At 56.8% G+C, this 26543-nt stretch carries 21 protein-coding genes, 1 tRNA gene and 2 pseudogenes; 8 read left to right on the top strand and 16 right to left on the bottom strand.

The genetic code is table 11. The annotated features are described in order from the left end of the window. Positions 1-233 precede the first annotated feature (233 nt). From NA619_RS23435 to NA619_RS23405, 7 genes are all read right to left on the bottom strand, one after another. Positions 234-1208, bottom strand: a complete 975-nt coding sequence (locus NA619_RS23435; protein WP_255964250.1) for a 5'-nucleotidase — start codon at positions 1206-1208, stop codon at positions 234-236. Between the two features lie 84 nt (positions 1209-1292). Next, complete coding sequence (locus NA619_RS23430; protein WP_255964248.1) at positions 1293-3125, bottom strand: AAA family ATPase; 1833 nt, start codon at positions 3123-3125, stop codon at positions 1293-1295. A 14-nt stretch (positions 3126-3139) separates the two neighbouring features. Further along, positions 3140-4318 (bottom strand): restriction endonuclease subunit S, encoded by a 1179-nt coding sequence (locus NA619_RS23425; RefSeq protein ID WP_255964246.1) that lies wholly within the window; start codon positions 4316-4318, stop codon positions 3140-3142. Then, the gene (locus NA619_RS23420) at positions 4315-5898 is read right to left on the bottom strand and encodes a type I restriction-modification system subunit M (protein WP_255964237.1); all 1584 of its coding nucleotides are present in this window, start codon (positions 5896-5898) and stop codon (positions 4315-4317) included. Before NA619_RS23420 ends, NA619_RS23425 begins: the two co-directional genes overlap by 4 nt. Positions 5899-5930: 32 nt before the next feature. Beyond that, positions 5931-9314 carry a DEAD/DEAH box helicase family protein gene (locus NA619_RS23415; RefSeq protein WP_255964236.1) on the bottom strand — a complete coding sequence of 1128 codons (3384 nt, stop codon included), beginning with the start codon at positions 9312-9314 and terminating at the stop codon, positions 5931-5933. 48 nt (positions 9315-9362) lie between these two features. Beyond that, complete coding sequence (locus tag NA619_RS23410) at positions 9363-10847, bottom strand: sigma-54 interaction domain-containing protein (protein WP_255964235.1); 1485 nt, start codon at positions 10845-10847, stop codon at positions 9363-9365. A gap of 485 nt (positions 10848-11332) precedes the next feature. Next, positions 11333-11659 (bottom strand): hypothetical protein, encoded by a 327-nt coding sequence (locus NA619_RS23405; protein WP_255964233.1) that lies wholly within the window; start codon positions 11657-11659, stop codon positions 11333-11335. Between the two features lie 313 nt (positions 11660-11972). Between NA619_RS23405 and NA619_RS23400 the strand changes: the two genes are divergently transcribed. After that, the gene (locus NA619_RS23400) at positions 11973-12953 is read left to right on the top strand and encodes an IS5-like element ISPst5 family transposase (protein WP_255964232.1); all 981 of its coding nucleotides are present in this window, start codon (positions 11973-11975) and stop codon (positions 12951-12953) included. 129 nt (positions 12954-13082) lie between these two features. Here the strand turns inward: NA619_RS23400 and NA619_RS23395 are convergent, their stop codons facing one another. The 5 genes and pseudogenes from NA619_RS23395 to NA619_RS23375 form a co-directional block, all read right to left on the bottom strand. Further along, positions 13083-13400 carry a hypothetical protein gene (locus tag NA619_RS23395; RefSeq protein ID WP_255964230.1) on the bottom strand — a complete coding sequence of 106 codons (318 nt, stop codon included), beginning with the start codon at positions 13398-13400 and terminating at the stop codon, positions 13083-13085. Between the two features lie 232 nt (positions 13401-13632). Further along, on the bottom strand, positions 13633-13953 hold the full coding sequence (locus NA619_RS23390) for a hypothetical protein (protein ID WP_255964229.1): 321 nt from the start codon (positions 13951-13953) through the stop codon (positions 13633-13635). A 48-nt stretch (positions 13954-14001) separates the two neighbouring features. Then, positions 14002-14508, bottom strand: a complete 507-nt coding sequence (locus NA619_RS23385) for a hypothetical protein (protein ID WP_255964227.1) — start codon at positions 14506-14508, stop codon at positions 14002-14004. A gap of 230 nt (positions 14509-14738) precedes the next feature. After that, positions 14739-14857 (bottom strand): annotated as a pseudogene (locus NA619_RS23380) (alpha/beta fold hydrolase); the annotation flags it as partial. Positions 14858-15366: 509 nt separating this feature from the next. Continuing rightward, the gene (locus NA619_RS23375) at positions 15367-15813 is read right to left on the bottom strand and encodes a hypothetical protein (protein WP_255964226.1); all 447 of its coding nucleotides are present in this window, start codon (positions 15811-15813) and stop codon (positions 15367-15369) included. Between the two features lie 841 nt (positions 15814-16654). Here NA619_RS23375 and NA619_RS23370 point away from each other — a divergent pair. The 4 genes from NA619_RS23370 (at position 16655) to NA619_RS23355 (ending at position 21051) form a co-directional block, all read left to right on the top strand. Then, on the top strand, positions 16655-16978 hold the full coding sequence (locus NA619_RS23370; protein WP_336605477.1) for a helix-turn-helix transcriptional regulator: 324 nt from the start codon (positions 16655-16657) through the stop codon (positions 16976-16978). After that, positions 16975-18198 carry a type II toxin-antitoxin system HipA family toxin gene (locus tag NA619_RS23365; protein ID WP_255964218.1) on the top strand — a complete coding sequence of 408 codons (1224 nt, stop codon included), beginning with the start codon at positions 16975-16977 and terminating at the stop codon, positions 18196-18198. Before NA619_RS23370 ends, NA619_RS23365 begins: the two co-directional genes overlap by 4 nt. 521 nt (positions 18199-18719) lie before the next feature. Next, positions 18720-19955 (top strand): hypothetical protein, encoded by a 1236-nt coding sequence (locus NA619_RS23360; protein ID WP_255964216.1) that lies wholly within the window; start codon positions 18720-18722, stop codon positions 19953-19955. 397 nt (positions 19956-20352) lie between these two features. Further along, complete coding sequence (locus NA619_RS23355) at positions 20353-21051, top strand: DNA-3-methyladenine glycosylase (protein WP_255964214.1); 699 nt, start codon at positions 20353-20355, stop codon at positions 21049-21051. A gap of 18 nt (positions 21052-21069) precedes the next feature. On the opposite strand, the gene NA619_RS23350 is transcribed toward NA619_RS23355, so the two are convergent. The 3 genes from NA619_RS23350 to NA619_RS23340 form a co-directional block, all read right to left on the bottom strand. Next, complete coding sequence (locus NA619_RS23350) at positions 21070-22185, bottom strand: metallophosphoesterase (RefSeq protein ID WP_255964212.1); 1116 nt, start codon at positions 22183-22185, stop codon at positions 21070-21072. A gap of 411 nt (positions 22186-22596) precedes the next feature. After that, positions 22597-22791 carry a hypothetical protein gene (locus NA619_RS23345; protein WP_255964210.1) on the bottom strand — a complete coding sequence of 65 codons (195 nt, stop codon included), beginning with the start codon at positions 22789-22791 and terminating at the stop codon, positions 22597-22599. 66 nt (positions 22792-22857) lie between these two features. Next, complete coding sequence (locus NA619_RS23340; protein WP_255964209.1) at positions 22858-23766, bottom strand: LysR substrate-binding domain-containing protein; 909 nt, start codon at positions 23764-23766, stop codon at positions 22858-22860. A 347-nt stretch (positions 23767-24113) separates the two neighbouring features. On the opposite strand from NA619_RS23340, the gene dkgB reads away from it, so the two are divergent. The 3 genes from dkgB to NA619_RS23325 all read left to right on the top strand — a co-directional run bounded on the left by dkgB (position 24114) and on the right by NA619_RS23325 (position 25438). After that, on the top strand, positions 24114-24914 hold the full coding sequence (dkgB, locus tag NA619_RS23335; protein ID WP_255964207.1) for a 2,5-didehydrogluconate reductase DkgB: 801 nt from the start codon (positions 24114-24116) through the stop codon (positions 24912-24914). A 139-nt stretch (positions 24915-25053) separates the two neighbouring features. Further along, a tRNA-Met gene (locus NA619_RS23330) sits at positions 25054-25130 on the top strand. A gap of 77 nt (positions 25131-25207) precedes the next feature. After that, on the top strand, positions 25208-25438 hold the full coding sequence (locus NA619_RS23325; protein WP_255964205.1) for a hypothetical protein: 231 nt from the start codon (positions 25208-25210) through the stop codon (positions 25436-25438). Positions 25439-25617: 179 nt separating this feature from the next. Here the strand turns inward: NA619_RS23325 and NA619_RS23320 are convergent. After that, positions 25618-26543, bottom strand: a pseudogene (locus NA619_RS23320) (hypothetical protein); the annotation flags it as partial.

Genomic DNA, 26543 nt, shown 5'->3' with positions numbered 1-26543 from the left:
CCCGCCTACTGCCTTCGCCACCAATGGGCTGCTGACGCCAAGCGAACGCAAGATGCCGACTCGGTCAGCCGTGGGCTAGGCCATGCGTGCGCTAAAACCCGGCGCAACTATGGCCAAGCTCAGCAGGCTAATTGGAAAACTGCTTTAAGCCCTATAGATATTTCGGCAGCACGCCCTATCCGGTCCGTCACAGGGCAGCAGTGCCTACCACAACCGCACCCATAGGCGGTGAGCTACTTGACTGGAGCAGTTAGTAAGCCGGACAGGCCAGGTTTAGTTAGATAAGGCACTTTGGCAGACGGCACCAAAGTGGCCGCCGCTTCAAGGTGCACATCTTGATCATCAAAGAAAATGTGGGGGTTGAAAGCGCTGAGCACTTTGGCCTTACCGACGCCACCCAGGAAAAAAGCCTCATCAACGTACACGCCCCAGAAGCGCAAGGTGTTGATCACGCGCATTTCCGAAGGGGAGTTTCGCGCAGTGACAATGGCAATTCTGATAGGTGAATCCTTGGCCCCTGTAGGCAAACGCTCCTGCAACCTTGCCAGTTTTATAAGCAGGCTGGCGTACGGCCCTTCTTCCATGGGCGTGTGTTGCAGTGCATCTTCCTGGGCGAGAAAAGCGTCCAGCCCCTGGGTTTTGTAGACCAATTCACTTGCATCCGAGAACAGTACTGCGTCACCGTCAAAAGCAATGCGCACCTGCCCATCCGGAATCTGCGGGGCATTGGCTGGGGGCGCCCTAAGGATCGCCGCAGCACATTGCCGGGAGTCGATGACTTTTTGCGCATCTTCCACATTGGTGGTCAGGAATAGGTCAACATCGAACGCATCCATGTAGTCGGCCACTGACTCCCCACCAGTGAAAGCGGAACGGGTGATTGCCAACCGGTCGCTGCGAATGGTCTTGAGCACACGAATGCCGGTATCCGGACTGTTGCGCGACATCACCACCACCTCTACGAGAGGAGATACGTCACCGCTTTTCATATGCCGGTTGAGGCCGAGCAGCGCCTTGACTAAGTGATAACCGGTGCCCGGCGCCAGCGGCTTAGCCTCATGCTCCTGCATATAGCGGCGGTAGTTGTCGATCACGCTTTCTGGGTCGGCTTCTAATGCCGCCTTGAACATCTTGTCGGACTCGCTCATATCGAACAGCGCGGTAGCGGAAATCCCCACCACCAGAGTATTGCTCAAATCAAGCGCCATAAAACCGGTCCTTTTGCCGCCTAGCACCATCCGGTGCGAGTGAAGGTATAACCGCTACCTGCGGAGCAGCACACCGTTCTAGGGTCATGCGACCAACGTCAGCAGGTTCTCGATCAGCTCTTTTAGCTCCGAGCGATGTTCATCACCTTTCCGGTACATCGAGCGCTGGATGATCTGCTCAGCAGTCATGAGCGGCCAGAGCTTGTCGATCACATCATCCGCTTTGACGCGCAGAGCTTGACCGACGAGTTTCTTGGCATCGCAGGTGTCGGTGAAGGTCACCCTTACTCCGGTATGAGCGTGAATCATGTCCGGGCACAGGTAGTTTTCGATTTCCCGCTTGTGGGTTGAATAGAAAGCTCTGCCGCTCCCTTCTACTTCTTGCTTACGCTTTGCAATCGAAGCTACTTGCTCCGGGGTACCACCGATGTCGGAGTCGAGAAACACACACCAGGGTAGCCCGAGGTCATCGGCAAGATTCAGGGTGACCCAGTGTTTTACGCTACCGCAGCCGCCGATCAGGATTGGGACGATGCCGGCATCTTCCAGACTGGATTGGAGATGTCCGCTAGCCTTCAGGGTGTTAGCGACATGGCGGAGAAAGGTAACGTCTGACTTACCCTCTACCAGCACGACGCCTTTAGCCCGCTCCATCCCTGTTTCGGGGAGCACACCCAGACTCTCGGCGGCCTCCTTGAGAACATCGTCATTGGGCATTTTGACTATAGGGATACCGTTCTCATCCTTGGTGACATAGCGGACGCCATCGATGGGCATCAGGCCGGCCAGGGCGGGGACGTGGGTGGTAACGATGATCTGCCGGTTGGGTTGGTTGGAAAGCTCCAGCAACGCCTTCATCAGCATCATCTGGTAGTTCGGATGCTGGGAGGTCTCCGGCTCCTCGATGGCGTAAATCACATTACGCTGGGAGCCCGCGACCGCCTTCTCCGCCTCGGCGCGGAAGAAATTGAGCAGGATCAGGCGGCGCACGCCGCTGCCGCGCTTGTTGATGGGGATACCGCTCTCACCATCCAGGGTGAAGCTGAAGCTCCACTTGGGCTTTTCCTTGAAGCGCGGGGTCAGCTCGTTGGCCAGCTCGGGAGCCATTTCCCGCAACTTGTCGAGGGTACGGGTAGCGACATCCAGCACGCTGGCCTCAATCTGCTGCTCCAGTGCGTTGATCTGATCCTGCAATACAGCCTGAGCTTCCTTGACCGCCTGCTGCAGCGGGTTCTTAGCTTCGGCGTCACCATCGCTGCTTTCACGATCCGCCTTGAACAGGGCGAAGGTGGGCAGCTGGGCCTCGATTCTTTCCCAGATGGATTTGCTGTCCGTCGAAAGGCCTTTGCTGACGTCGAGCAGCATCTCCTGACAGGCGATGGGCTGTGCTGCGGCACGGATAGCCTGCCGCCACTGTGAGGCCACGCGCTTGTCTGCCACATGCTCGGCAACGCCTTGCTGCTCACCGAGCTTTTTCAGATCGGTCATCTTCAGGCTCAGCAGCCCAGCCAGCGCTTCATCTGCTGGGTGCTGACAGCGGATAGCCGTACGTTCAGGCTTACCGGTGGTGCTGGCCTTGAAGGTTTTGACGATTTCCAGCGCACCCTCGGCGTTAAGCAGGTATTCCTGCGCCAAGGACGTTTCGGCATTCTCATCCAGCACCAGCGCCTCAGGCAGGCCGTCAAACTCACAGGCAATCTCGAACTGCTCAGCGCCCTCGGCCAGGCTGAAGCAGTTCATATCACTCTTGTCCGCCTTGACGTCTCCGCTCTCGAAGAAGATGGCCAAGGCTTCGAGGATGGTCGATTTGCCATAATCATTGCGGCCGACGATGCCGGTCATGGCTTCGTCGATGGGAATAACCGTGGTGGCGCGGTAGCCGCGAAAATGGGTGAGCTTGACGGACTTGAGGTGCATGGGGATTTCCTTATCTACAGCTGGCCGGAGAAGGCTTTTTGGCTCAAGGACTCAAATGCACCATCAACATAAGCAGCGCTCTCCACCACACGCTGACTGGCAATGTTGGTTGTTCTCACAATTGAGGAAAATTTAAGTTGCTGACTATAGTCCGGCAACGAAAGAGTGAATGCCTCAAGCTCCTCGCGATTGAGCTTTGGAATATTTGCACGGGCTGGCAACGACTCGGTATATGCGGTGAAGTAATCAGAGAGGAGCAACATCCATAGAAACTCCTTAGTTGCAAAACCTTCCACAGGTCTGACCGGATACATGTCAGCTGAGCACAGCCCCACCCCTTCTGCTATTGCGCACTTCCTAAGGTATGGTCGTATTTTTGAATACAACACATAGCGGTCATCAAAAAGAAATTTCTTACTAATAAGTCCTTCCTCTCGCGCAGTTAGCGCAGGAAGCAGCTTGCCATTTTTTTTCTCTATCCGATCCGGGCCGATATGTATTAAATCTATATATTCGTCGACTCGTGGATCAACCATTGGCGCATCCAGCACGGCAATATCAGCAAACCTAACGACATTTTCTACCCCCTCAATCACATCGCCGAACATGTCCAGAAACACGGCGCGGAGGAAGTCGTCGGCGAGCTGGATGGCTTGCTGGCGTTTGCGGCGGATGGCGTCGGCCTTGTCGAGGATGGCGGCGATGCGCTTTTGTTCGGGCAGGGGTGGGAGGGGGATTTCCAAATCCTGAAACCTACCAACATCCAAGTTTGAAATATTTGTCGTTTGGCGACCACAGTGCCTGATCTTATGCTGAGTGGCTGGACAAGCCACCCAGTGATACAAGTATCTAGAGTCAACGCGGGATTCTTTCGCTCTTACGATTGAAATGAAGCCACCAGCAGTCGCCTCATAGGCTAGCTTTGGCACATAGCTAGCTTTTCCTACAAGCTCCCAGCTATTTGCTGAAGAAACTAAAATATCCCCCTCCCGAAGCGCCTGCTCTTTTCTTCTTACAAATCCAGAAGGCACAGCAATTAGATCACTCTGATCCAGCCCCGCCACCTGAACATTCTTTGTACGCATAACAACTGTAGAGCCCTCCGAGAAGGGCTCTACTTGATCCTCGGGCGTAAAGGTGACGCCTCGAATAAAGGAAATAACTTCGCCCAATCTAGATATAGGCCAACTCACAGCATCCCCTCCAGCTCATCCAGATCCGCCATGATTTCCTGCTCCAGCCCTTTAAGCCGCTGCAGAATCACTTTCGGGTCTTCGTACTCCTCCTGCTGGTACTCCACTTCCTTGTAGCGGTTGATGGAGAGGTCGTACTTGTTGGCAGCAATATCCTCTGCGGGCACGACAAAGGCCTTTTTGCGCTTGTCGCCGAACAGGGTATTGATGGTGCTGGCGCTGAGGTTGCCCTCAATCATCTGCCGGTACTTATGCCACTGGGCTATAGCATCGGGCAGGTCGTTGCTGCCCTCTCCTTTCAGCTCGGTGCGCTTGTCGTCCAGCGAGTAGCCGTCGGCCTGCAGGTCATAGAACCACACACGTTCGGTGGTACCGCCCTTGGTAAAAATCAGGATGGCAGTGCTGACGCCGGCGTAGGGTTTGAACACACCGCTGGGCAGGCTGACGATGCCTTCGAGCTGGTTGTTGTCGAGCAGCTCCTGGCGCAGTTGCTGGTGGGCTTTGGACGAGCCGAACAGCACGCCGTCCGGCACGATCACGGCGGCGCGGCCGCCGAGCTTGAGCGAGCGGAGGATATGGGCAACGAACAGCAGCTCGGTCTTCTTGGTTTTCACCAGACCGAGCACGTCGGGGTTGGTGTTGGTTTCGTCGAGGCTGCCTTTGAACGGCGGGTTGGCCAGCACCACGTCGAAGAAGTCTTGTTCCTGACGCGGGTAGTGCTCCTTGATGGATTTGCTCAAGGAGTCCTGGTAGCGGATGTTCGCGCCGTTCACGCCGTGGAGCATCATGTTCATGCTGGAGACGCGCAGCATGGTGGTGTCGAAGTCGAAGCCCCAGAACATCTGGCTGTTGATGTGCTGGCGGTAGGGTTCGAGCAGGTCGCCGGAGTAATGCAGGTTGCCGTCTTCGTCGCTGAAGGTGCCTTCCGGGCTGGAATGCACGCGGTTGAGATACTCCATGGTGCGGGCGAGAAAGCCCGCCGTGCCGCAGGCCGGGTCGCAGATCACTTCGGTGGGTTGCGGGGCGATCAGTTCGATCATGGCGTCGATGATATGGCGCGGCGTACGGAACTGGCCGTTGATGCCGGCGGTGGTGAGCTTGCTCAGCAGGTATTCGTAGATATCGCCCTTCACATCGCTTTGGGTCAGCGGCAGGTCGTTGACCATCTCCACGGCGGAAGTGAGCACGGACTCGTTCTTGATCTCCAGATCGGCGTCCTGCATGTATTCGCTGATATGGCCGAGGCCTTCACGCTCACCACCCTCGCCTTCGGCGCTGCCCAGCTTGGCGAAGAACGGGTAGACCTTCTGCTTGAGGTGGCTGTGCAGCTCCTTGCCGCTCATGTTGCGGAAGTTCTTCCAGCGCAGCAGTTGGCCTTCCGGCGTATTGGGGAACAGACGGTCGAAGGGCTTGCCGGTGCGGTTGGCTTTGCGCTCGGCCACGTCTTCCTGCATGTCGAGCATGCGGGCGAACATCAGGTAGCTGATCTGTTCGATCACAGTCAGCGGGTTGGTGATGCCGCCAGTCCAGAATTTTTCCCAGAGCTTGTCGATATCGTTGCGGATTTTGCCGGTGAGCATTCAGTGGTCTCGATCTGTAGGTTGAGCGGCCATCAGGCGGGTGTGCCGGGCTGGCCGGGGTTCTTCAAAAAGGGTTTGAGCACGGCCACCAGCTCGGTGACATCGGCGGGGGCGAACACGCCGTCGATGCCCTCGTGGGAGATGCTGGAAAACGGCGCGTCGTAGAGTGTTTCAATCACGATGCTGCCGTGCTGGGCGATGTAGTTTTTCAGCAGATTCATAAAGCGCACCTGCTGGGCGGTCAGGCTGGGATGGGCATGGAGGAACTGTTTGAAGTGTTCCTCAATGGCGTGTGCATCCAGGCCGATGATCTCGCGTACGGTGAGGTGCAGTTGATCGGCTGTGCGACCGTAGAACTCGTTGAGCACCTCCAGGCTGACGCCGGGGTGGCTGGTGAGGATGGTCGAGGTCAGGGTTTTCAGCTCGCTCTCGGCAATGGGTTCGCCCTTGTGGATTTTCTGCAGGGTCGGGTTGGCCGCGAGCATGCCGGCGAGGATGTCCTTGAGACGGCGGCGGTAGATCATCGCCTCGCTGGCACCGGCAATCACTACCTTGCGTTCATTCACTTGCACGCCATCGTCGCCGGTACGTGTGCTGGGCATGGCATAGCCGCCCGTGCTGCCGGTTTGCCGGTATTTCATGATGCCGCGTAGTTCCTGCCGGGCATTTTCCAGCTTGTCGATGCGCGGCTGCAGCCAGAAGTCGGCACTGCGTACTTCGGCGATTAGGGCATCCTTCTGGCGTACGGCCTGAATATTCACAGCGAGCTTATCCAGCTCGGCCAGCAGGGTAATTTTGCCGTCCTCGAAGCAGGTGGCCTGCTCGACCAAGCAGCACTGAATGCCGGCGATGAGTTTATCCAGCGCAGTGGCGTGTTTGTCGCGCAGCACGCGGGCCGACATCAACGGGGCAATGGTGTTGGCCAGCAGGTGTTGGGTTTTGCCATCGAACTGCTGCAGCTGTTGGGTTTGTTGCAACTGGTGCACGGCGCGCAGCTCACGCTTTACCGCCACGCTGGTATCGGGCAAGTCGTTGATGTCGGCGCGCAGCAGGGCAATGGCGGCATCGAAGGCGGCGGCATGGTTATGCCGCAGGGCAGCCTGGGCCAGGGCCAAGCGGGCTTCGAAGGTGGTTTGCAGCAGGGATTTGCTGCCGGTGTCTTCCGGCTCCTGATACTCCTGCTCGAAGAAATCGAAGTTGCCGTAGTGGTCGAAGATCAGAAACTCGGTTTTGTCTTTACCGGGGCCAAACAGGTTGGGGCGCAGGCGCGTGCCGCGGCCAATCATCTGCCAGAACTTGACCCAGGATTTGACCGGTTTGGCGAACACCAGGTTGACCACTTCCGGCACGTCAATACCGGTGTCGAGCATGTCGACCGAGATGGCGATGCGGAAGTCGTTGTCCGGCTTTTTGAATTCCTTGATCAGGGTGTCCACGTGCGGGATGGCGTTGTGGATGACCTTGCAGACCTTGGTGCCGTATTGCGGGTAGAGCTTGCAGAAGAGCTTTTCCAGATGTTCGGCGTGGTCCTGTCGCTGGGCGAAGACGATGGTTTTGCCGACCAGTGAGCCGGTCTCATCCTTGATGCCGTTGTTGATCAGGTTTTCGAGGATGATGCGGTCGGTGTCTTCGCTGAAGATTTTGCGACCGATGTCCTTGCCGGCAATGGTGGTGCGCTTGGCTTCTTCCTCGCCGAGGTCTTCTTCGAGCTGGCGCTTCTGATCGTCGCTGAGGTCGTTGTAGTGAATGCCATCACGCAGAAAATCGGTGGTGAGGTCACGCACGCGAAACGGCGTCAGATACGGCGGCTCGTTATTGATGGCGGCATCCAGACCGAACTCGAAGGTGGGGTCGGTGGTTTCGCAGTCGAAAATATCGAAGGTGTTGCGGCTGATGAACTTCACCGGGGTGGCGGTAAGGCCGACCTGCAGCGCGTCGAAGTAATCGAACAGGTCGCGGTACTTGTTGTAGATGCTGCGGTGGCTTTCGTCGGCGATGATCAGGTCGAAGAAGCCCACATCGAGCTGGGCGAAGCGGTTCATCATGCCCGGGTAGGTGGCAATGTAGATGCGGGCGGTCTGATCAACCTGACCGGTTTCACCAATCACACAGCGCGGCTCGCTGGGCAGGTTTTGCTTGAAGGCTTCATCGGCCTGCACGCGCAGCTCTTTGCGGTCGCAGAGGAACAGCACGCGCTTGGCCCAGCCGGTGCGCAGCAGCAATTCGGCCAGGGCGATGGCCACGCGGGTTTTGCCGGTGCCGGTGGCCTGGATGATCAGGGCCTTGCGGCGCTGCTGCTGGAAGTGCGCAGCGGCGGTTTTGATCGCTTCGATCTGGTAGGGGCGATCGGCGATGCTCAGCTCGGGGTTGTGTTTCTCCAGGGCGGGGACGCGGTACTGGCGCTGATAGGCGAGGTATTCGAGGCTGTCCTTGCTGTAGATCCCGTATACCGGGCGATAGGTGTTGTACTGCTTGTCGTCCCAGATGAAGGTTTCGTAGCCGTTGCTATAGAAAATCACCGGGCGCTGCATGCCCATGCGCTCGAAGCCGTCGGCGTACATGCGGGCTTGTTCGCGCCCGGCTTGCAGGCTGACATTGCCGGATTTCTTGGCCTCGATCACGGCCAGGGGCTGACCGTTGTCGCCCCATAGCACGTAATCCGCGCGGCCCTTGCCGGAGACGTTGCCGGGGAAATCAACTTCGACTTCCTGACCGACCTGCGCAGGGTTGCTGACATCCCAGCCGGCCTGCAGCAGCATGGCGTCGATCAGCAATGCGCGGGTTTTGGCTTCATTCCACTGTAGGCTGTCTGCAACCTGTTGGCTCTGCTGTTGGCGCTTTTGCTGGTCAGGCTTGGCAGGTGCGTCGACCTTGTCGAGATGACGGGTGCGCTCCTGCTCGAGCTTGTCCATAACGCGCTGCAGTTCTTCCTGCTGCTGGTTGAGTTCCTTCTCGTAGCTGGAGACGGTTTTCTGCAGGCTGGCCAACATCGCCGTTGGGTCTTTGACCTCGGCAAAGGGCGGAATATCGGCCTGTGCGGTGCCGTAGTACTTGATGGCCATATACATGGCCAACTGATAGGCCGTATTCAGCGCCAGCTGTGCGTTGCGCAGGTCGCCTTCCGCACCGTGAGCGGTGTCATTGCCCTGGATGCGCAGGAAGTTGATCTGGTGTACCAGGGGCTTGCTGACGCAATCAACAAACACAGGGTTTTTAACCAGTTCGTAGAAACTCGACTGCGGCATGCGCGGCAGCAGTTCTTCCTTGTAGATAGCCTTGGTCAGCTCTTCGGCGAAGCTACGCAGGCGAGTGAGCGCGCTGCCCGGATCGATGTGCAGTACCGCCTCGGCAAGACCGGCGAGGTTGGCCAGCAGCTCGTTGCCGGGGCGGAGGAACTCGAAGTTGACTGATTTCATAAAGGCGATTCTGTCCATGTCGGTCCTATAGCGAGGACCGTGCCAGTTTTATTCGATGCCGTATTTGTCCATCCAGTTGCTCAGCGTTTGCTGGCTTTTAAGGCCTAGCAGGCTGGCCGCCCGGGTTTTATTGTTGCCGGTAAGTGTGAGCGCCTTACGCAGATAATGCCCTGCCACTTCAGCAATTACCTGTTGTAGATCAATACCTTGCGTAACATCCATAGCCAATATATCGGCCTGCACTTGCGGCAACTTAAACAGTGCTTGCTCGATATCATGAGCCGCTATCAGATCGCCCCGACACCAGAGCGCTGCGCGCAACAAGGTGGACTGTAGTTCACGGACATTGCCACGCCATGGGTGCTGAAGAATAAGGTTTTTTGCTTCTGCGGAAATTTTCTTATCACCGAGATTGGCGTCCTGGCTGGCAATGCCTGCCAGCAGCTTTTCGGAGAGCAATAGCAGATCACCTTCGCGCTCTCTGAGCGGCGGGAGGTGCAGCACACCCACGGCGATGCGATAGAACAGGTCTTCACGGAAGCGCCCGTGAGCTACTTCCTGCATCAGATTACGGTGAGTGGCGGTGATCAGCCGCACATCGACTGTGAGCTCTTGGTTGGAGCCTACTGGGGTGAAGGCGCCTTCCTGCAGTACGCGCAGCAGTCGCACCTGTACATCTGGGGTCAGCTCGCCAAACTCATCCAGAAATAGCGTGCCGCCATGGGCCTGTTGGAACACCCCGGGCCGATCCGCAATTGCGCCGGTGAATGCGCCCTTCTTGTGGCCAAACAAGGTGGAGTCGATCAGCTCCGGCACGATGGCACCGCAGTTCACCGCAACAAAGGGTGCAGCAGAACGTGGGCCCGCATTGTGAATGGCGCGGGCAAACAGCTCTTTGCCGGTGCCGGTTTCACCGTAAATGAGCACCGGCACCTGCTTCGCCGAAAGTATCTGCGCCTGCGCCTTGAGGGCCATCATACGCTCGCTCTGCGTCACGATGCTGTCGAAGGCTGCATCCACAGGCGCATCCAGCCCGGCGAGCTGAACCAGCTTGTCGGTGCTAATGGCATTGGCCGCCGGTACATACTCGGCCGCGATTTCAAACGGCACTTCGACCCGCTGAACGCCTTGCTGAAGGGAGGACTGGTAGAAGGTCGTCGGGTAGCGCGTTTTGCCCAGCAGAATCCACACCGCTTGCATGGCCGGTGTGCCGGGGCTGAGCAGAATGGAGAGCTGTTTACCGTGGGTGCTAAGACGCTTCAGGTGCTGGCTGGCTGCCTGGTAGATCTCCCCGAAATGAACGGGGGAAGATAATTTCGCGTAGTGCGCCGCTATCGGCAGAGCAATTTTCTGGCGAAGCCAGGATAGGTACGGTTCAACAAGTTCAGCGGGATACGAAGAGAGTAGCTCGACGCTATCGATAGGCACCGATCTAAGCGTAGACAGAATGGGACCTGCCTCTCCGCCTGCAATCGCCTTCAGATCGTTGCCGCCAATCCAGCAGGCCAACACATTCTGCTTTCTTGCCACCATCCCTGTCCCCCCGACTACCCGCTACCATCAGCATCAATTAGCTCTGGTTCACCGCTTTGATGGTAAACCATCGCCGAGTCGTTGGTTCTGTATTTGGTACAGCTTGAAACGCGCTGAACATGTATATCACGTGCACTTGAACAAGCCCACCGCAGTTCAAGTGCAGGTTTTAACCACACTTTCACCACCTTTTCGCCACGTTAACACCACATCTTCGCCACACTCATCTCATAACAACAGCGGATAACGCTCTGGCTATTAATGGACGCAGCCTAAATTTTCAATGTCCCCGGCGACAATTGCACATTCTTTGTGCTGTTCGAAGAAACACAAAGAATGTGGCCGCTGGGGCCGATTTCGCAAGAAATTGGCCTCAGCGGCAATGGGGACAATGTGTAGCAGCTGGAATGCGTCCGATGCTGGCTTGCATGGATCCCCTATTGCGGCCCCATCGCCGCAGGGCCGCCTGAGCGGCAGTGCTACCATTAGCGTTGCGTATTACCAACTACCACTCGGACCTGACAGGTAAGCGTGCTGCTGTCATGATCGATGGTGCAGTCGGGTCTGCCCCGGCGCTTGTCGACTTTCACTATGACGGTATATGCCGCGCCTGGATGCTCTTGCGGATCGGTTGGAAGCAACACATTGGCGAAGGGGAAAAACAAACCTGGCAGTGTTTTCAGGTACCACCAGGCCACGAGAATGACACCCGCGAGAGTGAGCGTTCCCCGCAGCCATTTACTGTCCGTCAGCTCGGAGAACGCCACTAGTAGAAGGCCTAGCGCTGTCACCGCAAGGGTGAGAGCGATCATCGGCCCGTGCAGCCACCATAGCGCTAGTGAAGTGAGTGCAACTATGCCGGTTACGTACCACGCGGCTTCCCTAACTTTCGGCTTCACACGCCGATCAGCCCAGGACGTAACGCGACCCCACATCCGGCAAAAATAGTTCTGCTGGGCAGCCTTAGCCTGTCTAGGGTTTGATGGGTCTGTGCCGTCATTTCGCATAATGTTGTTCCGGTGATGAGTGTTCGGACCGTTAGAATTTCAACATGAGCTAGGGATGGTCTGAAAAAGACTTCCCGAATCTGGTGAAATACGCCGATCCCGTTGCCCGAGTTTCCCGATGAAGCAAATGACCTTCGCCGACGCCGAGTACGCCGGCAAGCGCAAGCAGACCCGCAAAGAGTTGTTCCTGATCGAGATGGATCAGGTGGTGCCGTGGAAGGGTTTGATTGCCCTGATCGAGCCGCACTACCCCAAGGGTGAAGGTGGTCGTCCGGCGTATCAGCTGATGGCGATGCTGCGCGTACATTTGATGCAGAACTGGTTCGGCTACAGCGATCCAGCGATGGAGGAGGCGCTGTACGAGACCACAATCTTGCGCCAGTTTGCCGGGCTGAACCTAGAGCGTATTCCCGACGAAACCACCATCCTCAATTTCCGTCGCCTGCTGGAGAAGCACGAGTTGGCGGCCGGGATTCTGGCGGTGATCAATGGTTACCTGGGCGATCGGGGCCTGTCGCTGCGCCAGGGCACCATCGTCGATGCCACGCTGATCCATGCGCCGAGTTCGACCAAGAACAAGGACGGTAAGCGTGACCCGGAAATGCACCAGACCAAGAAGGGCACCCAGTATTACTTCGGCATGAAGGCTCACATCGGCGCGGATGCCGAGTCAGGTCTGGTGCACAGCGTGGTGGGGACGGCAGCCAACGTTGCTGACGTTGCCCAGGTCGACAAACTGCTGCATGGAAAGGAAAACATGGTCGGCGCCGACGCGGGTTACACCGGCGTAGAGAAACGCCCGGAACATGAAAGCCGGGAGGTGATCTGGCAGATTGCGGCCCGCCGCAGTACGTACAAGAAGCTGAGTAAGCGCAGTGCGCTGTACAAAGCCAAGCGCAAGATCGAGAAATCCAAGGCCCAGGTGCGCGCCAAAGTCGAGCACCCGTTCCGGGTGATCAAGCGCCAATTCGGCTACGTGAAGACACGCTTCCGTGGCCTGGCGAAGAACACCGCGCAGTTGGTGACACTGTTCGCGCTGTCGAACCTGTGGATGGCGCGCCGACATTTGCTGACGAATGCAGGAGAGGTGCGTCTGTAATGCGGGAAATGGCCGGCGCGAGGTGCTCGCGCCGGCTATAAATCCGGAAAGAGGGGATGATTTGATCGTTTTTTAGCCGAATCACCGTTTTGAAATCGGCAAGGGCTGGAGTCAGCCAGAAATACCTGACTACTTCAGACCATCCCTAGCCGGCTTGCAAAGCTCGGGTGAATTGGCATTCGCAGCGATTTTTATCGTCCCGGTTTCCTCGTTGATAGATCGGGCGAGCCAGTTGCGCGCCTTTGGGTCGTAGTGGCGTGCCTTCAGCTCTAATTGCGGAAATCGTTCAGGGGCTGCATCCAGTTGTGCTTGCCAGTTTCCTCGGTCAGCATATTTTCCATGCTGCGATCGGTACCTACACGCAAGCAAATCCAGCATCCATGCAGTACACCACAACCGGTTTTGCGTTCGTTCGGCTCCACCGTCGCGAATGAACACGTTGACCATGCAATCACCGACCGAATCGCAGTAAACCTCGGTCAATGCTGGAAATCGCTGTAGGTGGTGGCTGCCGCTACGAGTGCTGCCAAGCTTGATTGCGAGATTAGCGATCTGGATCGCGCCTAACCGCTCATCGAAACGGCAATCAAATCGCTAAAGCTGTGCGGCTTCCAGCACCTCAGCAACCAATTCATCTTTGCGCTGGGCGAGTGTGGTTTTGAGGCTGTTCATAGCTTTCCTATTTTTTCGCCTTGCAAGTGATATTGCCTGTAGTGCCTGAACACTCCAGTTTCACGCTGTCGCCCTTTTCTTTGTAGTTGCGTAGCGTAACGGCCACCGCGGCTTTATCTTGTAAGGCTTTCGTCGAGCGTGAGGCGCTTGCATCAATACTTGGTGTAGCTTCATTTGCGCTTGGTAGGACCGAAACAAGGAGCACAAAGGCGGCAGCTCCCAGGCAAACAGAGATGATCTTATTCTTTGCTCCTTCCGCCACGCCGAAGGCAACGAAGGTAGCGAAGCCTGTGCCTAAGATTAGGAAGAGATTCATAAGTAAAATCATTCAAACATCCTTCTAGGTGTTTTACTCGATCAACTTAGCGCATCAAGGTTAGTAAATTGTGCCCGGATACAGGTCAAGGCAGGCTTTAGCAATCAGCTTCGACGCGATCGTGCTTTGCGTTTGCCCACCATTATCTGCGAAGCATTCTTTAGCCGAGTCATACCCGAAAATAAGATCCGCTTCTGGACCCCTGGCGTAAGTCGGATGCTTGCGGCAGTTGATTGCTACGGTTCTGGCTGATAGATCGTTCTGCACGTCTGGCGCTTCTTCCAGGATGCAGCGTTGGTAGGACATCGAGCCGTGCGATGGACTGGCCTCATACAGCCTTTGTTGTGCGACTGCGCTCTCAGCCTTCTGCTGCTCCAGCTGGTATGCCGCTTTTGCTGACTGTACCCGCCGACTACATGCCATCATTTCTTGCGGAATTGCCTGCCCAGGACCTGGCCTGTATTTACTACAATCTTCATACATTTCGCTCGGGTGCTGTGCCTGCGCAGTTAACACCACGCCAGCAAGCAGTAGTGACGCGAGGGCATTCCTTTTAGTCGATTCCATGCTTTCCATATCCGGCCAGTGGTACTAATTATTTCCCCTTTTACCACTCAGTGCCAAGTTACGTCTGCAGCGAAGCTTGGTAATGCAGAGTCGGATGCGCCGTAGATCGTACAGCCCCGATTCAAACGGTCGGTGATTTGCGATGTGCCACAGTAAATGGCCAGGCGCACTGGCTCCGACAGATCCGCTACTTCCGCTCAATTTTTACAATCGAGATTTGTACGTACCAAGTCCCATCTGGCCGTGGGAAAACCCTGGATGAGCAGCACGGATCGCCTTCGCCGGCCGTCCAGTAGCGGATGCGCTTACCTACGAAAGCGAATTCGCGAGCGCTGGCGCACCTACGTATCCAGCGCTATGCAGTGAATGCCATCGGTTCTCGGTATCTCGCGTCATTATGATCAAGCTTGCGTAGCAAAGCGGGCATGCCCTGGCCAAATCGCTGCGGAAGTCGGTTGCTTAGAGCGCAGCAATCGAGTCATACGTGTTCTTTTGGCCCGCTTGCACACCTGCACCCAAAACGAATCGATTAAGCCTGAGAAGATTCCGCCCCTCTCGGAGGGTTGCCGCTTCGCGATTATGCATTCTCTCCAGCCCGCAGGCGCTTGATGATCCTGCCGAGCCTTTCCTGCGCCTGGACCCGGGTGACGCCGTATGCGTACCTCCAGCATGTACTCAGCCGGTAGCTCCCGGTCTGCAACAAACCAGGTTTACTCTTTCGCATCGAGTAGTTGAACAGTGATTTTCCGCTTTCAAAATCAGCGGAGGCTGAAGTCAGCCAGAAATGCATGGCTACTTCAGAGGATCCCTAGATATGCAATCCCGTCCGGATTCGGGATCTGCGCTGGAGTAAAGCGACTAGTCACAGGCTCCGACATTGCGGGAATGCCAGTCGCGCAATTTTACCTGATGGTTTTGTGGGAGTTTTGGTAAAGCAATAAGGAGCATCTCGAAAACTTCTGATTTGCCCTCAGGAGTCGGCATCCAGTCGTCTAATCGAATGTGATCCGTTCTTCCGGCGTGTCGCACGGCAGCGATTAAAAGATCGACAATCGCACGCGCGTGGGAAGCTGCATACGCAACCTCTCCCCGGTACGGAATGCCCAACCCCTGCAATGCAGTAGAACACTCATATATGCCACGCTCACCAAGAAGGCTCATTGTATCAACGTCGCAGCCATCACCTGAAAGAAAGCCCTTTGTACGACGCCTACCACGGACAAACGTTTGCTCAAGGTGCCAGTCCCCTGAGCCTGTCACTGAGGGAAGATTCAGTGCGGCAATACCCCCAAGATAGTGGCGCATCGTTGTCTCTGGAATCGGCTTTACCACGTTCAAAAGCATCCCCCCAGCTATTCGGCAACTAGTCACACGAAAAAGGACTTGGCCGCCACAACACCACACAGTCTTAGACGTGACGCCAGCGTAGCAATCGGCGCGGGCATTCTGTTACATCAGCGCAGACTAGAGCGGCAGTCATGGCCTCGCTCTGTCTGTAGATTCGCTATGCCAGGCTAAAAACCGGCAGATATCAGGCGAATGCTACCAAACCAGAAGCTGCGCGAGCCCGGCATCAGCGGCCGCCCTGTCTCTGCTCGCGGGGGCATTCTGTCTGCCAAATCTATAGAGCGATCACCTTCTACTTGAGATAGCTAATTGAGATAGGAGCAAAAGCTACTAGCAGAGCTACTAGGTAGAGTCGACGCCTCCCTCTGCAACCCGCGCCCAGAAAGGGCTACAGGCAAATACTGAAAGTAATCGGTCTGTTACTTCAGCGTGGTTCGTCTGTTACATCAGCGTAGGTTGTCTGTTACTTCAGCGCTGGCGGTCTGTTACATCAGCGTAAATTGTCTGTTACTTCAGCGTGGTCGGTGCTGTTACTTCAGCGACAGCTTCCTAGCGCCTTAAGGCTGTAATCCTGTGAACGCTGCGTCGCTTTAACATTACAAAGGCCAGGGCCTCGGTGCTGGCCCAGGATGATCGAGGCGGTTTGCTTCTATCGGGAAAAAGACGATTTGATAACAGCTCCTCACGCTCCTCACGCTCCTCACGCTCCTCACGCTCGACCTCAACATTCGCCGCGCCAATGGCTCCAAAGCCAGCTAAAAACCACTATAATGGTCCTTAGCTTGGTATCCATAGGTTAATGGTTTTCCTAATGACATTTACGCTAGCGACTCCTGAAGACATTATGTGCGCCTTGGGCGCTAGACTACGGGAGCAGCGCCTCGCTCAGGCTTTATCACAGCTCGACCTCTCCCAGATGGCAGGCTTGTCTCTTGGTGCAGTGCGCAAGCTAGAGCGTGATGGGCAATGCTCCATGGAGACGCTGATCCGGGCAGCTCATGCGCTGGGAGTTACTGCCGAGCTGGAAGACTTGTTCCTTCTCAAACGCCAGTCAATTGCACAGATGAAGCAGGCCGAAGCTGCCAGCCAACGCCAACGCGCACCACGTCGGAAACCAGCATGAAACAAATAACTGTTCATTATTGCGGCTGGGGCGAAGACTGGCCTCTTGGCCGACTGGCCGACGATGGCCGAACGCTCCTTTTTGAGTATGCATCAGAAGCGCTGAGCAACGGACTCGAGCTATCTCCGCTGCACCTGAAGTTGCGTGCTTCAGCGTACGGTGACTTTCCGCCCTACTTGCACCGCCTCCCCGGACTAGTCGCCGATAGCTTGCCAGACGGCTGGGGCCTTCTGCTGATGGATCGACTTTTTCGCCAGAAAGGCCTGCGTCATCCAGGCCCTCTGGATCGGCTCGCCTTTATTGGCGCTAGAGCGATGGGAGCACTGCGTTTCGTGCCCGCCGACAACGACAGTCTCGATGAACCAGACTGGAACCTGCTGGCTCTAGCAGAAGAAAGCGTTCGGGCTTTGGCCGGCGAAGCAGGAGCGGCACTTCGCGAACTGGCGTTGACTGGCGGCTCGCCGCAAGGCGCTAGACCTAAAGCGCTTGTGCAATACGACTTAGTCAGTGGCAGGGTCAGCACCCGTGCAGGCGCCCCCGGGGATCCATGGCTGGTAAAGTTTCCAGCCCAAAATGAACACAAGGAAGTGTGCGCCATCGAGCAGCTCTACGCTGAACTCGCCCGTGACTGCGGGCTAGATGTTCCCGATAGTCGCTGGTTTGATCTTTCTGAAAACCTGGCAGCCTTTGGCGTTGAACGCTTCGACCGGGAACAGGGAAGCCGAGTGCCCGTTCACAGCCTTGCCGGGCTATTGCAAGTGGATTTTCGAATTCCGTCAGCCTGCGATTACACTACGTTACTGCGCGCTACTCGAATGTTTACACGTGATGAGCGCGAAGTGGAGAAAGCCTATGCACGTACCATTTTCAATGTGCTTTTCCATAACCGCGACGACCACCCGAAAAATTTTGCATGGCGCCTCGGCAAAGACCGCCGCTGGCGTTTAGCCCCCGCGTTCGACCTGACGTTCAGCCACGGCCCAATGGGCCAACATCACATGGATGTATGTGGAGAGGGCTCGGTCATCAAACGTAGTCACTTGCTACGCCTGGCTAAAGAGGGAGGGGTATCGCTGAGAATCGCCGAAGAAGTGATTGAGCGTATGCTTCAGCAGGGCTCCGGACTTGGACAGAAACTTGCGGATCTTCCAGTTCGCCGCGAAACGGCGCAAGAGATAGCGTCAACGGTCAATGCCTGTCACCAACGGCTGAATGAGTGACCGCGAAACGAGTCCGTGATCAAGGTCCACAGCATTCACATGCTTGCCGGCGATATTAATGAGTATAAAATCGAGTACAACCTGACAGACCAGAGACAAAAAGCGTTCAACATTAGCTAGTTGCTTGATAAATCACGACTTAACGTCTAAGCAGCAACTTCAGCATGTTCCGTAAGGTTTGCTAACCTGACAAGAACGAAAAGGCCGTGCATTAGCGCGGCCTTTTCGTTTTCGTACCCCACCTAACGTATCCCGCGCCCCGGCCTCTGTTGGCCGTAGCACGCCCAGAGACGGCTAGATGTGTCGCGCTCATCCGCCGCCCCCTCGCAAGCCTCCCCCCTGCTTTATCAATCGAACAGTGGATACTCCTGGCTGCGTCAGCGCGAGCATGATGGTGCGCTACAACCCGGACAAACCAAGAACGTTCCCGTCTCTGAGTCCGTTCTGAACGCACCTCATAGCCCTGGCGCAGCAGGATCAGAAGTGGGTGCGTAGTCAGGTGTCCTCATCGGAGATACGCCATGCGCACACTCGAGCCGCTTGCCCTTGCTCTGATTGTTGCAATGTCCTCACAGGCATTCGCCGCCCAACACTCCGCCGACATCGATCAATCGGGCTCATCCCTGGAAGCCACTGTCACGCAGACGGCTGGATTCGAGAACTCGACATCAATCACCCAAGGCGGGGTTTCGAACGAAGCGGTTTCGTTCCAGCAAGGCGGTATAGGCGACTCGATATCGCAGTTTCAGCAAGGCAGCTCCAATTACAGTGAGGCGCGTCAGCTGGACAATACTGTGGCAGGACAGGCCTCCAGCAGCATGATCCTGCAGTATCAGGCAGTGGGATCTGAGAACGTGACGGGCGCCACCCAAGCCCATTCAACCGAGAGTGTCATCTCTCAGGGCCAGCACGGCAGCTCGAACTCTGCGCAAGGCGCCCAGTCGGACTCGATCGGTGCAGAGCTCTACCAGCTGCAGATAGGCGATAGAAACGCGGCTACCACGAACCAATCCTTCGCCGAATCGCAATCCAGCAGCAATCAGTACGGCAGCGACAATGTCAGCAATTCCTACCAAGACAACACTTTGGGCGGCACAGCCTTTATTTGGCAGAATGGCAGCGAAAACGACACCACCGTGACGCAAATTTACGGCAGCGTCTCCGACGCCACGGTTATGTCTTTCGGTGTTGGCAACATGGCGAGCGTGAGTCAGTCCTCAGCGATCGCCTCGAACGCTGAGGTTGAAAGCGTTGGCAACCATAACCTCGTTACGGTAAGCCAATCCGGCATCCTCATGACGTTTTCAGGTGAGCAGAACGGCGACCGCAATCAGGTCACAGCCACCCAAAGTGGCCGGCAGAATACGGCGATTTCCTCCGAGACTGGCGATGACAACACCATCAACCTTGTACAAACGGGCAGAAACGGCCTTGTTGCCGTATTGCTGTCTGGCGAGCGCAATACTGCCAACCTTACGCAGAACGCGGTCGGCAACGAACTGAAAGCAGTGATGACTGGAAACGACAACAGCATCGTGACCGTTCAGGTTGGAGCGGGCAATGAAAACCAGCTGGACCTTGAGCAAGACGGTGACCGCAACATCATCCAGGCCTCGCAACTCAACGAAGGCCACTACGCGCTTGTCAGCCAAAGCGGCACAGCAAATGTTGCAGACATCTCGCAGTATGGCGCCAGCAATAGTGCAAGCGTCATCCAGAGTGGCTCTACAAACACGGCGCGGGTGGCGCAGCGCTAAGCTTGTATGCGCATCAGTCGTCGTACTGCCCCAGAGATATCAGGCCCAAAACGTTCGCCATGCACCAATCGCAACCGGATATAGGCGTTCCGTTAGCGTCGTTCCTGTACTCATTGCTGCCGTACTCGTAACGAGCGCAACGGCGGAGATGGCCTGAGTAAGCGTGCTTTTACCGCGATCTGCCAGTTAAGCCCTCGCAATTCAGGACGCCCGCCAGAAGCCTAATACACTAAGGGCGTCCGGCATTTAAAGGATAAGACGCGTCACTCTGGAAAGCCCATGCAGGGTCCAACCACGGCATCTGTCTGACGACCGGCACGAAATCCGTCCATCAATCGCGGAATATTCGCTGCGCTTATCGGTCCGAAAAGGCAGACCTGCCGAAGCCGGAGCCCTGATGAACAGCCTCACCGAACCGCCACAGCAAAACCTCGACGACAGTTTTTTTGATCGTGACGCGCAGATCGTAGCCCAGGAATTGCTGGGGACCGTTATCCGCCACTGCGTTGACGGGCTCTGGCTATCGGCACGCATCATCGAGACCGAGGCGTATTACGTTGACGAAAAAGCCAGCCATTCATCGCTGGGCTTTAGCCCTTCGAGACGAGCGATGTTTATGCCGGCCGGTCATCTGTACCTCTACTACTCGCGTGGCGGCGATTCGCTGAACTTCAGCGTGCAGGGCGACGGCAACGCCGTGTGCATCAAGGCCGGCTATCCGTGGGTTGATCTGCTGTCCTGCGAAGAGTCCATCGAGCGTATGCGCACCAATAGCCCCGCCGCCGCCGGTGGCCCTCGCCCGCTCACCCGCCTCTGTTCCGGCCAGACATTGCTCTGCAAAGCGCTGGGCCTGACTGTCACGCAATGGAACGCTCAGCGCATGGACCCGACCCGCTTGCGCGTCGACGATATTGGCGCGCGCCCGGACATCGTCCAGACGACGCGCCTGGGCATTCCAACTGGCCGCGATGGGCACCTGCCATACCGTTTCGTCGACGCGGGGTTTGCCGCGCACTGCACCCGTAACCCCTTGCGCCGTGGCCAGCAGGAAGGCCAGGACTACGTACTGATGCGCCGCGAGCTACTGGCCAGCTGAAATAACGTGCGAACTTTACTAGGCGGCGCTGACCAGCCGAATTCGGGCGATTTCCGATGGAGCACCGAAACGCAGCGGTGGCCCCCAGTAACCGGTGCCCCTACTGATGTAGATCTGCATGTCGCCAACACGCTGTAGCCCCGCGACCCAGGGCTGCTGCCAACGCACGAAGTGCATCCAGGGCCAGAACTGGCCACCGTGGGTATGCCCGGAAAGCTGCAAATCACAGCCCACCTCCGTTGCCGCTTTTGCCGACCGCGGTTGGTGCGCCAGTAGGATGCGCGGCACGTCGCTGGGCGCACCGGCGAACGCCGCGACCGGATCGCTCTTGTGACTAGGCCGGAACAGTTCAGCCGAGTAGTCGGCAATGCCCGCCAATACCAGTTTTGCGTCGCCATGCTCGAGCTGAACATGACGGTTGAGCAGCACGCGCATACCAAGACGCTCGAACTCGGTAATCCAGCTATCCGCGCCTGAGTAATACTCGTGGTTGCCCGTGACAACGTACACGCCGTGACGGGCCTTGAGCTGCGCCAGTGGGGCGATGTCGTGGGCCAGGTCAGCCACACTGCCATCCACCAGATCACCCGTAATGACGATCAGATCAGGCGAGAGCTCATTGACCCGACTGACGATTGCATCGATGTAGCCGTGCTTGATGGTTGGCCCGACATGAATATCGCTTAACTGAACGATATTGAAGCCTTCCAGCCCCGCAGGCAGATCGCGCAGCACGATGTCGCGCTCCACCACCCGGGCGGTGCGGCGTGCATTGAGCAAGCCGAACAACGTCACCGCAACGACAGCGACGATGACCGCCAGCGCGGAGCCCTGTGCCAAACCCTCCGGCTCCCAACCCGACAACGACCCTAGCGCCAGCACGAACGCGCGCAGCAGGGCGAACACCGCCAGGCTTGAAAATATGCCCATCGCCAACAGCCCGGACCACGCCAGCAGCGCACTGTCCGCGCCCCGCACCAGCACGCCATAGCGCATCAGAACCGCTGAAAGGGCGAGATAGGCCCACGCCAAAACACTTCCAAACAACCCGAGCGAGAGATCCGCAATCAGCGTAACGCCGACGAATACATGCAGGCCGATCAGCAGCACTCCAACCAACAACCGCCTGTTCATGCACGAGGTCTCTTTGGAAAGGGGGAGGTAGCAGTACTGCCTGCCGGCAGCCTGTCTCACATCGAGGAGAAACGAACCACTGTCTACGCAACGGGCGACACCCGCCGTGAGGGAGCATGTCCTTGCCGCATCGCGACCGGGTGATGTCTCTGCCACTAGAAACTGCAACGTGATGTGCCAACACTCGCTCACAGCCAGCGCGTCAAACCGTAGGGGCGAATTTATTCGCCCACCGCTCCAAGCTAACCGATCCTCAAGCACCGCAACGCTCAAACCGGCCAGCAGAAGCCACAGCCCGCCGCGTTAGAGGCGAATGATTCGCCCACCGCATTGCCCGCAACGTCGTGCCAAAGCACCTCTGGGCCGCTCAGCTTACGCTCTCCGCAGTGTCGGATCAGCCCAATCCGAGCGCTACATAACGCCGGGATCGGGCATCGGGTCCGGTGGCGGTGGCTGCTTCTCGAGCTGCTCGACCACTTCGTCGGGCAGCGTGTCGCCGTCATCCAGCTCGGTATCGCTCTCGGCATCGTCGAGATCGTTCAGGGGCGATTCATCAGCCAGCCAGGGATAGCGTGGCGTCTCGCTGGGTAAGGCAATGCTAAGCATGGGAAGTCCTCGCAGGTGTGGCCGTAGACTTGTTAGGCAAGCCCAACTCCCCATCGTTCGCCCCGGTTATCCGTGTCGCGTCCAGGCTTGCTCCTCCAGGCGCTCGCTCAGGTAGTCAAGAAAGCAGGTGATGCGCGTGGCGAGGGTGGTATTGCGGTAATACACGGCGTGGATCGGCTGCAGTACATTCACGTTCGCGTCGGCCAGTACCTCGACCAACGAGCCGTCCGCTCGATCACGCGCGGTCATGAAATCGGACAGACACGCAATACCCTCTCCTGCCAGCGCAAGCTGCCGCACGGTCTCTCCGCTCGAGGCCCAGACGCTCGGCACGATGGGCCAGGATTCGCCGAGCGAATGGCGCAGCGGCCAGTGATTGAGACTTTCAGGCTGGGTAAACCCGATCAGGCTATGCCTCGCCAGGTTTTCCACCTGCTGCGGCGTGCCGCGTCTAGCCAGATAAGCCGGGCTTGCGACCGCTCGCAGTCGACTCCGACCCAGCGGCCTGGCGTGCAAAGTCGAATCACGCAGCGGGCCGTGGCGCAGCGCGAGGTCAGTGCGATGTTCCAACAGATCGATGATCTGATCACTGCTGTGCAGCTCCAGCTCGATATCCGGATAGCGTTCGCGAAACCCGCCCGTCAATGGCACCAGGACATGCAGCATAAACGGCGCAGAGGCATTGACCCGCAACCGCCCGGCCGGCTGCTGCAACCGGCGCGACATCTGTTCTTCAGCCTCTTCTACCGCTTCGAGAATCCGCCGCGCCTGAATCAGAAAGGCTGCGCCCTCCTCCGTCAGCTCGAGACGGCGCGTTGTCCGACGCAGCAACGTGGTGGCGAGCTTCGTTTCCAGCCGGCTCAATGCACGGCTGACACCCGAAGCGGTCTGCCCGAGTTGTACCGCCGCGCTTGAGAGCGAGCCGGTATCGACCACCGCCGTGAAGGCCTGCAACTCGTCGAGCGTGGTTTTCATCTGTGACTCGCAGTCAATTGTGTATGGCCTGTGGCCCGGTTTTCCGCAGAAGTCTGCGGGACAGACTGCACGCAAGCAATCCAACAAGCGCGATCACAGCGTCCGTTCACGGTCGCACCTCGACGCGCCCATCACCCAGGCTCGGCCGAAGAGTGCACACCCGGCCCATCGGGAACGCATGGCTTAAGTGGTGTGCACATAGGTCAGATCTCGGGCATCTAGATCTCAAACACCTGGATCGGCTCGCGTTCTTCGTCGGCGCATCGGCCGGCGCCGCGCCCCGCATTCGGCCCCAGCAAATTCATCAACTGCGGCTTCGAAACCTTTAACCGCACAGGAGACCTTCAATGACCATTCCCGCTTTCGGCCTCGGCACCTTTCGCCTCAAGGGCCAGCAAGTCATCGACTCGGTGAAGATGGGCCTCGAACTCGGCTATCGCCACATCGACACCGCGCAGATCTACGACAACGAAGCGGAAGTCGGCCAGGCAATAGCCGAGAGTGACGTGCCCCGGGAAGATCTATTCGTCACCACCAAGGTCTGGACCAGCAACCTCGGCGCCGATCGGCTAATCCCCAGCCTTGAGGAAAGCCTGAGCAAGCTGCGCTTGCAGCAAGTTGATCTCACGCTGGTGCATAGGCCATCGCCCAACGACGAGCTAGCAGTCGCCGACTACCTGCCCCGGATGATGGAAGCCAAGGAGCGCGGCCTGACCCGCGCCATCGGCATCTCCAACTTCACCATCGCCCATATGCAGCAAGCCATCGACGCCATCGGCGCCGAGAACATCGCTACCAACCAGGTCGAGGTGCATCCCTTCCTGCAGAACCGCAAGGTGATCGATTTCGCCCGCAGCCAGGGCATCCACATCACCGCCTATATGCCGCTGGCCTATGGCAAGGTGATGCAGGATGACGTATTGCAGCGCATCGCCAAGGCCCACAACGCCAGCCCGGCACAGATCGCCCTCGCCTGGCTGCTGCAACAGGGCTTCGCCGTGATCCCCTCCTCCACCAAGCGCGAAAACCTCGCCGCCAACCTGGCAGCGCAGGAGCTGCGCTTGACCGACGAGGAGATGCAACAGATCGCCGCGCTGGACCGCAACGAGCGCCTGGCCAACCCTGGTTTCGCGCCAGCGTGGGATTGATCGGCACAAAAATAGAGGTGCCACCGAGCTGTCTTTTGCAGCAAAACGATGGCGCCGCATAAGCGTTTGATAGACGGGCGAAAAATCACGGAAGGAGGGTTGACAGCCACAGGCGCGACGCGAATAATGCGCGCCACTTGGCTACGTAGCTCAGTTGGTTAGAGCATAGCATTCATAATGCTGGGGTCCGGGGTTCAAGTCCCTGCGTAGCCACCAAATTCAAAAAGGGTTCAGCGAAAGCTGAACCCTTTTTTTGTGCCCGTCGTTTAGCCAAGCATCACCGAGAGCGCACCATGAGAGACAGCTTCGACAACATCCGCGCCGAGCGCGAAACGCCCTTCCGCTCCGCCGCCGCTACCCCATCCAACCAATATGCCGGGCTCTGGAAACAGATCGCCATCGGCATCGTGGTCGGGCACATGTCGCTGGGGTTGATTGGGGCGGTAGTCTGGATGGTTGCTGCACAGATGCTTGTTGGGGATTTGCAAATTGTTATGCCGTGGGCGAGCGAACATCAGGGATGATATGGTTTCCGCGATTCAGCAGAGAAAGCCTAGGCCGAGGAAAAATAAATCTGTCCCCTTTTCCCGTTGTCCCCTTTTTCCTAAAGGAGTGGTGAGTTCTTCAAAGAATGAGCAAGTCTTTGCTTTATAGAACGAATTAGCCTGCCAGGGAAACGCTATGAAAATTTTCCCCAAAAACGCTAGCTGTAGTGTTCAATTAAATAACGGCTAAATGGGGTTCCTATCTCAAAAGCGTTGTCTGAAAAAACTATTCTTTCCTCGTCAATAAAATCAATGACCTTTGATAGAGAATTAACTTCCTCTGCGGGAAAACCATATCTAATTAGCAATATTGATGTTGGATCGTTCGTTCCGTAGCGCATGTACTCCGAGAATATTTTTGCTCTTGGGTCTCCCGACCAAGAGAAGTATTCCTCGAAAGCGGCAAAAAATATATCTGCCAATGAAAACGAGACCACTTTATCCAAATAATCATAGCTATCGTAGACCAGCAGATCGTAGCGCAAATCATCTGCAGCAATTCCGCTAAATCTGTTGTGCGCAGGTTGTGCAGAGTCAGGTAAAGGGAACGGCACTTCAGAATAACGAACTTGCAAGCTCTTAAGTGACGCGATGTAGGTTCGATAATCAAGATCGCCACCAGAGAACAACTTATATAGCGCTCGTTGCTCATCGAGCCGAGTTAGATAGCTGTAGCGTAAGCCCAGAAGTGAGCTAAACGACTTGCCTTGAATATGCCATAGAAAAATGGCTAGCGAGGTGGACATTACTCCTTTTTCCGCCCTAGTGAGAGCGCGCCCCAGGGAGGCTACATACACATTCTGAAAGGCATCTTTGATGTGTAATTTAGTAGCTTTTGTTAAACCCTGGTACTCGTCTCCGGAAATAATTCTGCCATCTTTAAATAACGAATCAAGCAAAAACTTAATTACTTCAAACACCTCGTCAGACGATAGTCTCTGAACTTTTGCATCTGGAAGACCATACAAATCGTTTATCTTTTGATCCTTAACCGCTTCAACAAATTCTCGATAATCTTCGTTTCCGCTCCAGTCCTCATCAAGCGGAGAGCTGCTACTAATTTTTGCCTTCTTATTGAATAGCT

Source organism: Stutzerimonas stutzeri, assembly GCF_024448895.1.
GTDB classification, from domain to species: domain Bacteria; phylum Pseudomonadota; class Gammaproteobacteria; order Pseudomonadales; family Pseudomonadaceae; genus Stutzerimonas; species Stutzerimonas stutzeri_Q.
Note: the sequence above shows the minus strand (reverse complement) of the source record. Positions and strands in the feature narration are given on the sequence as shown.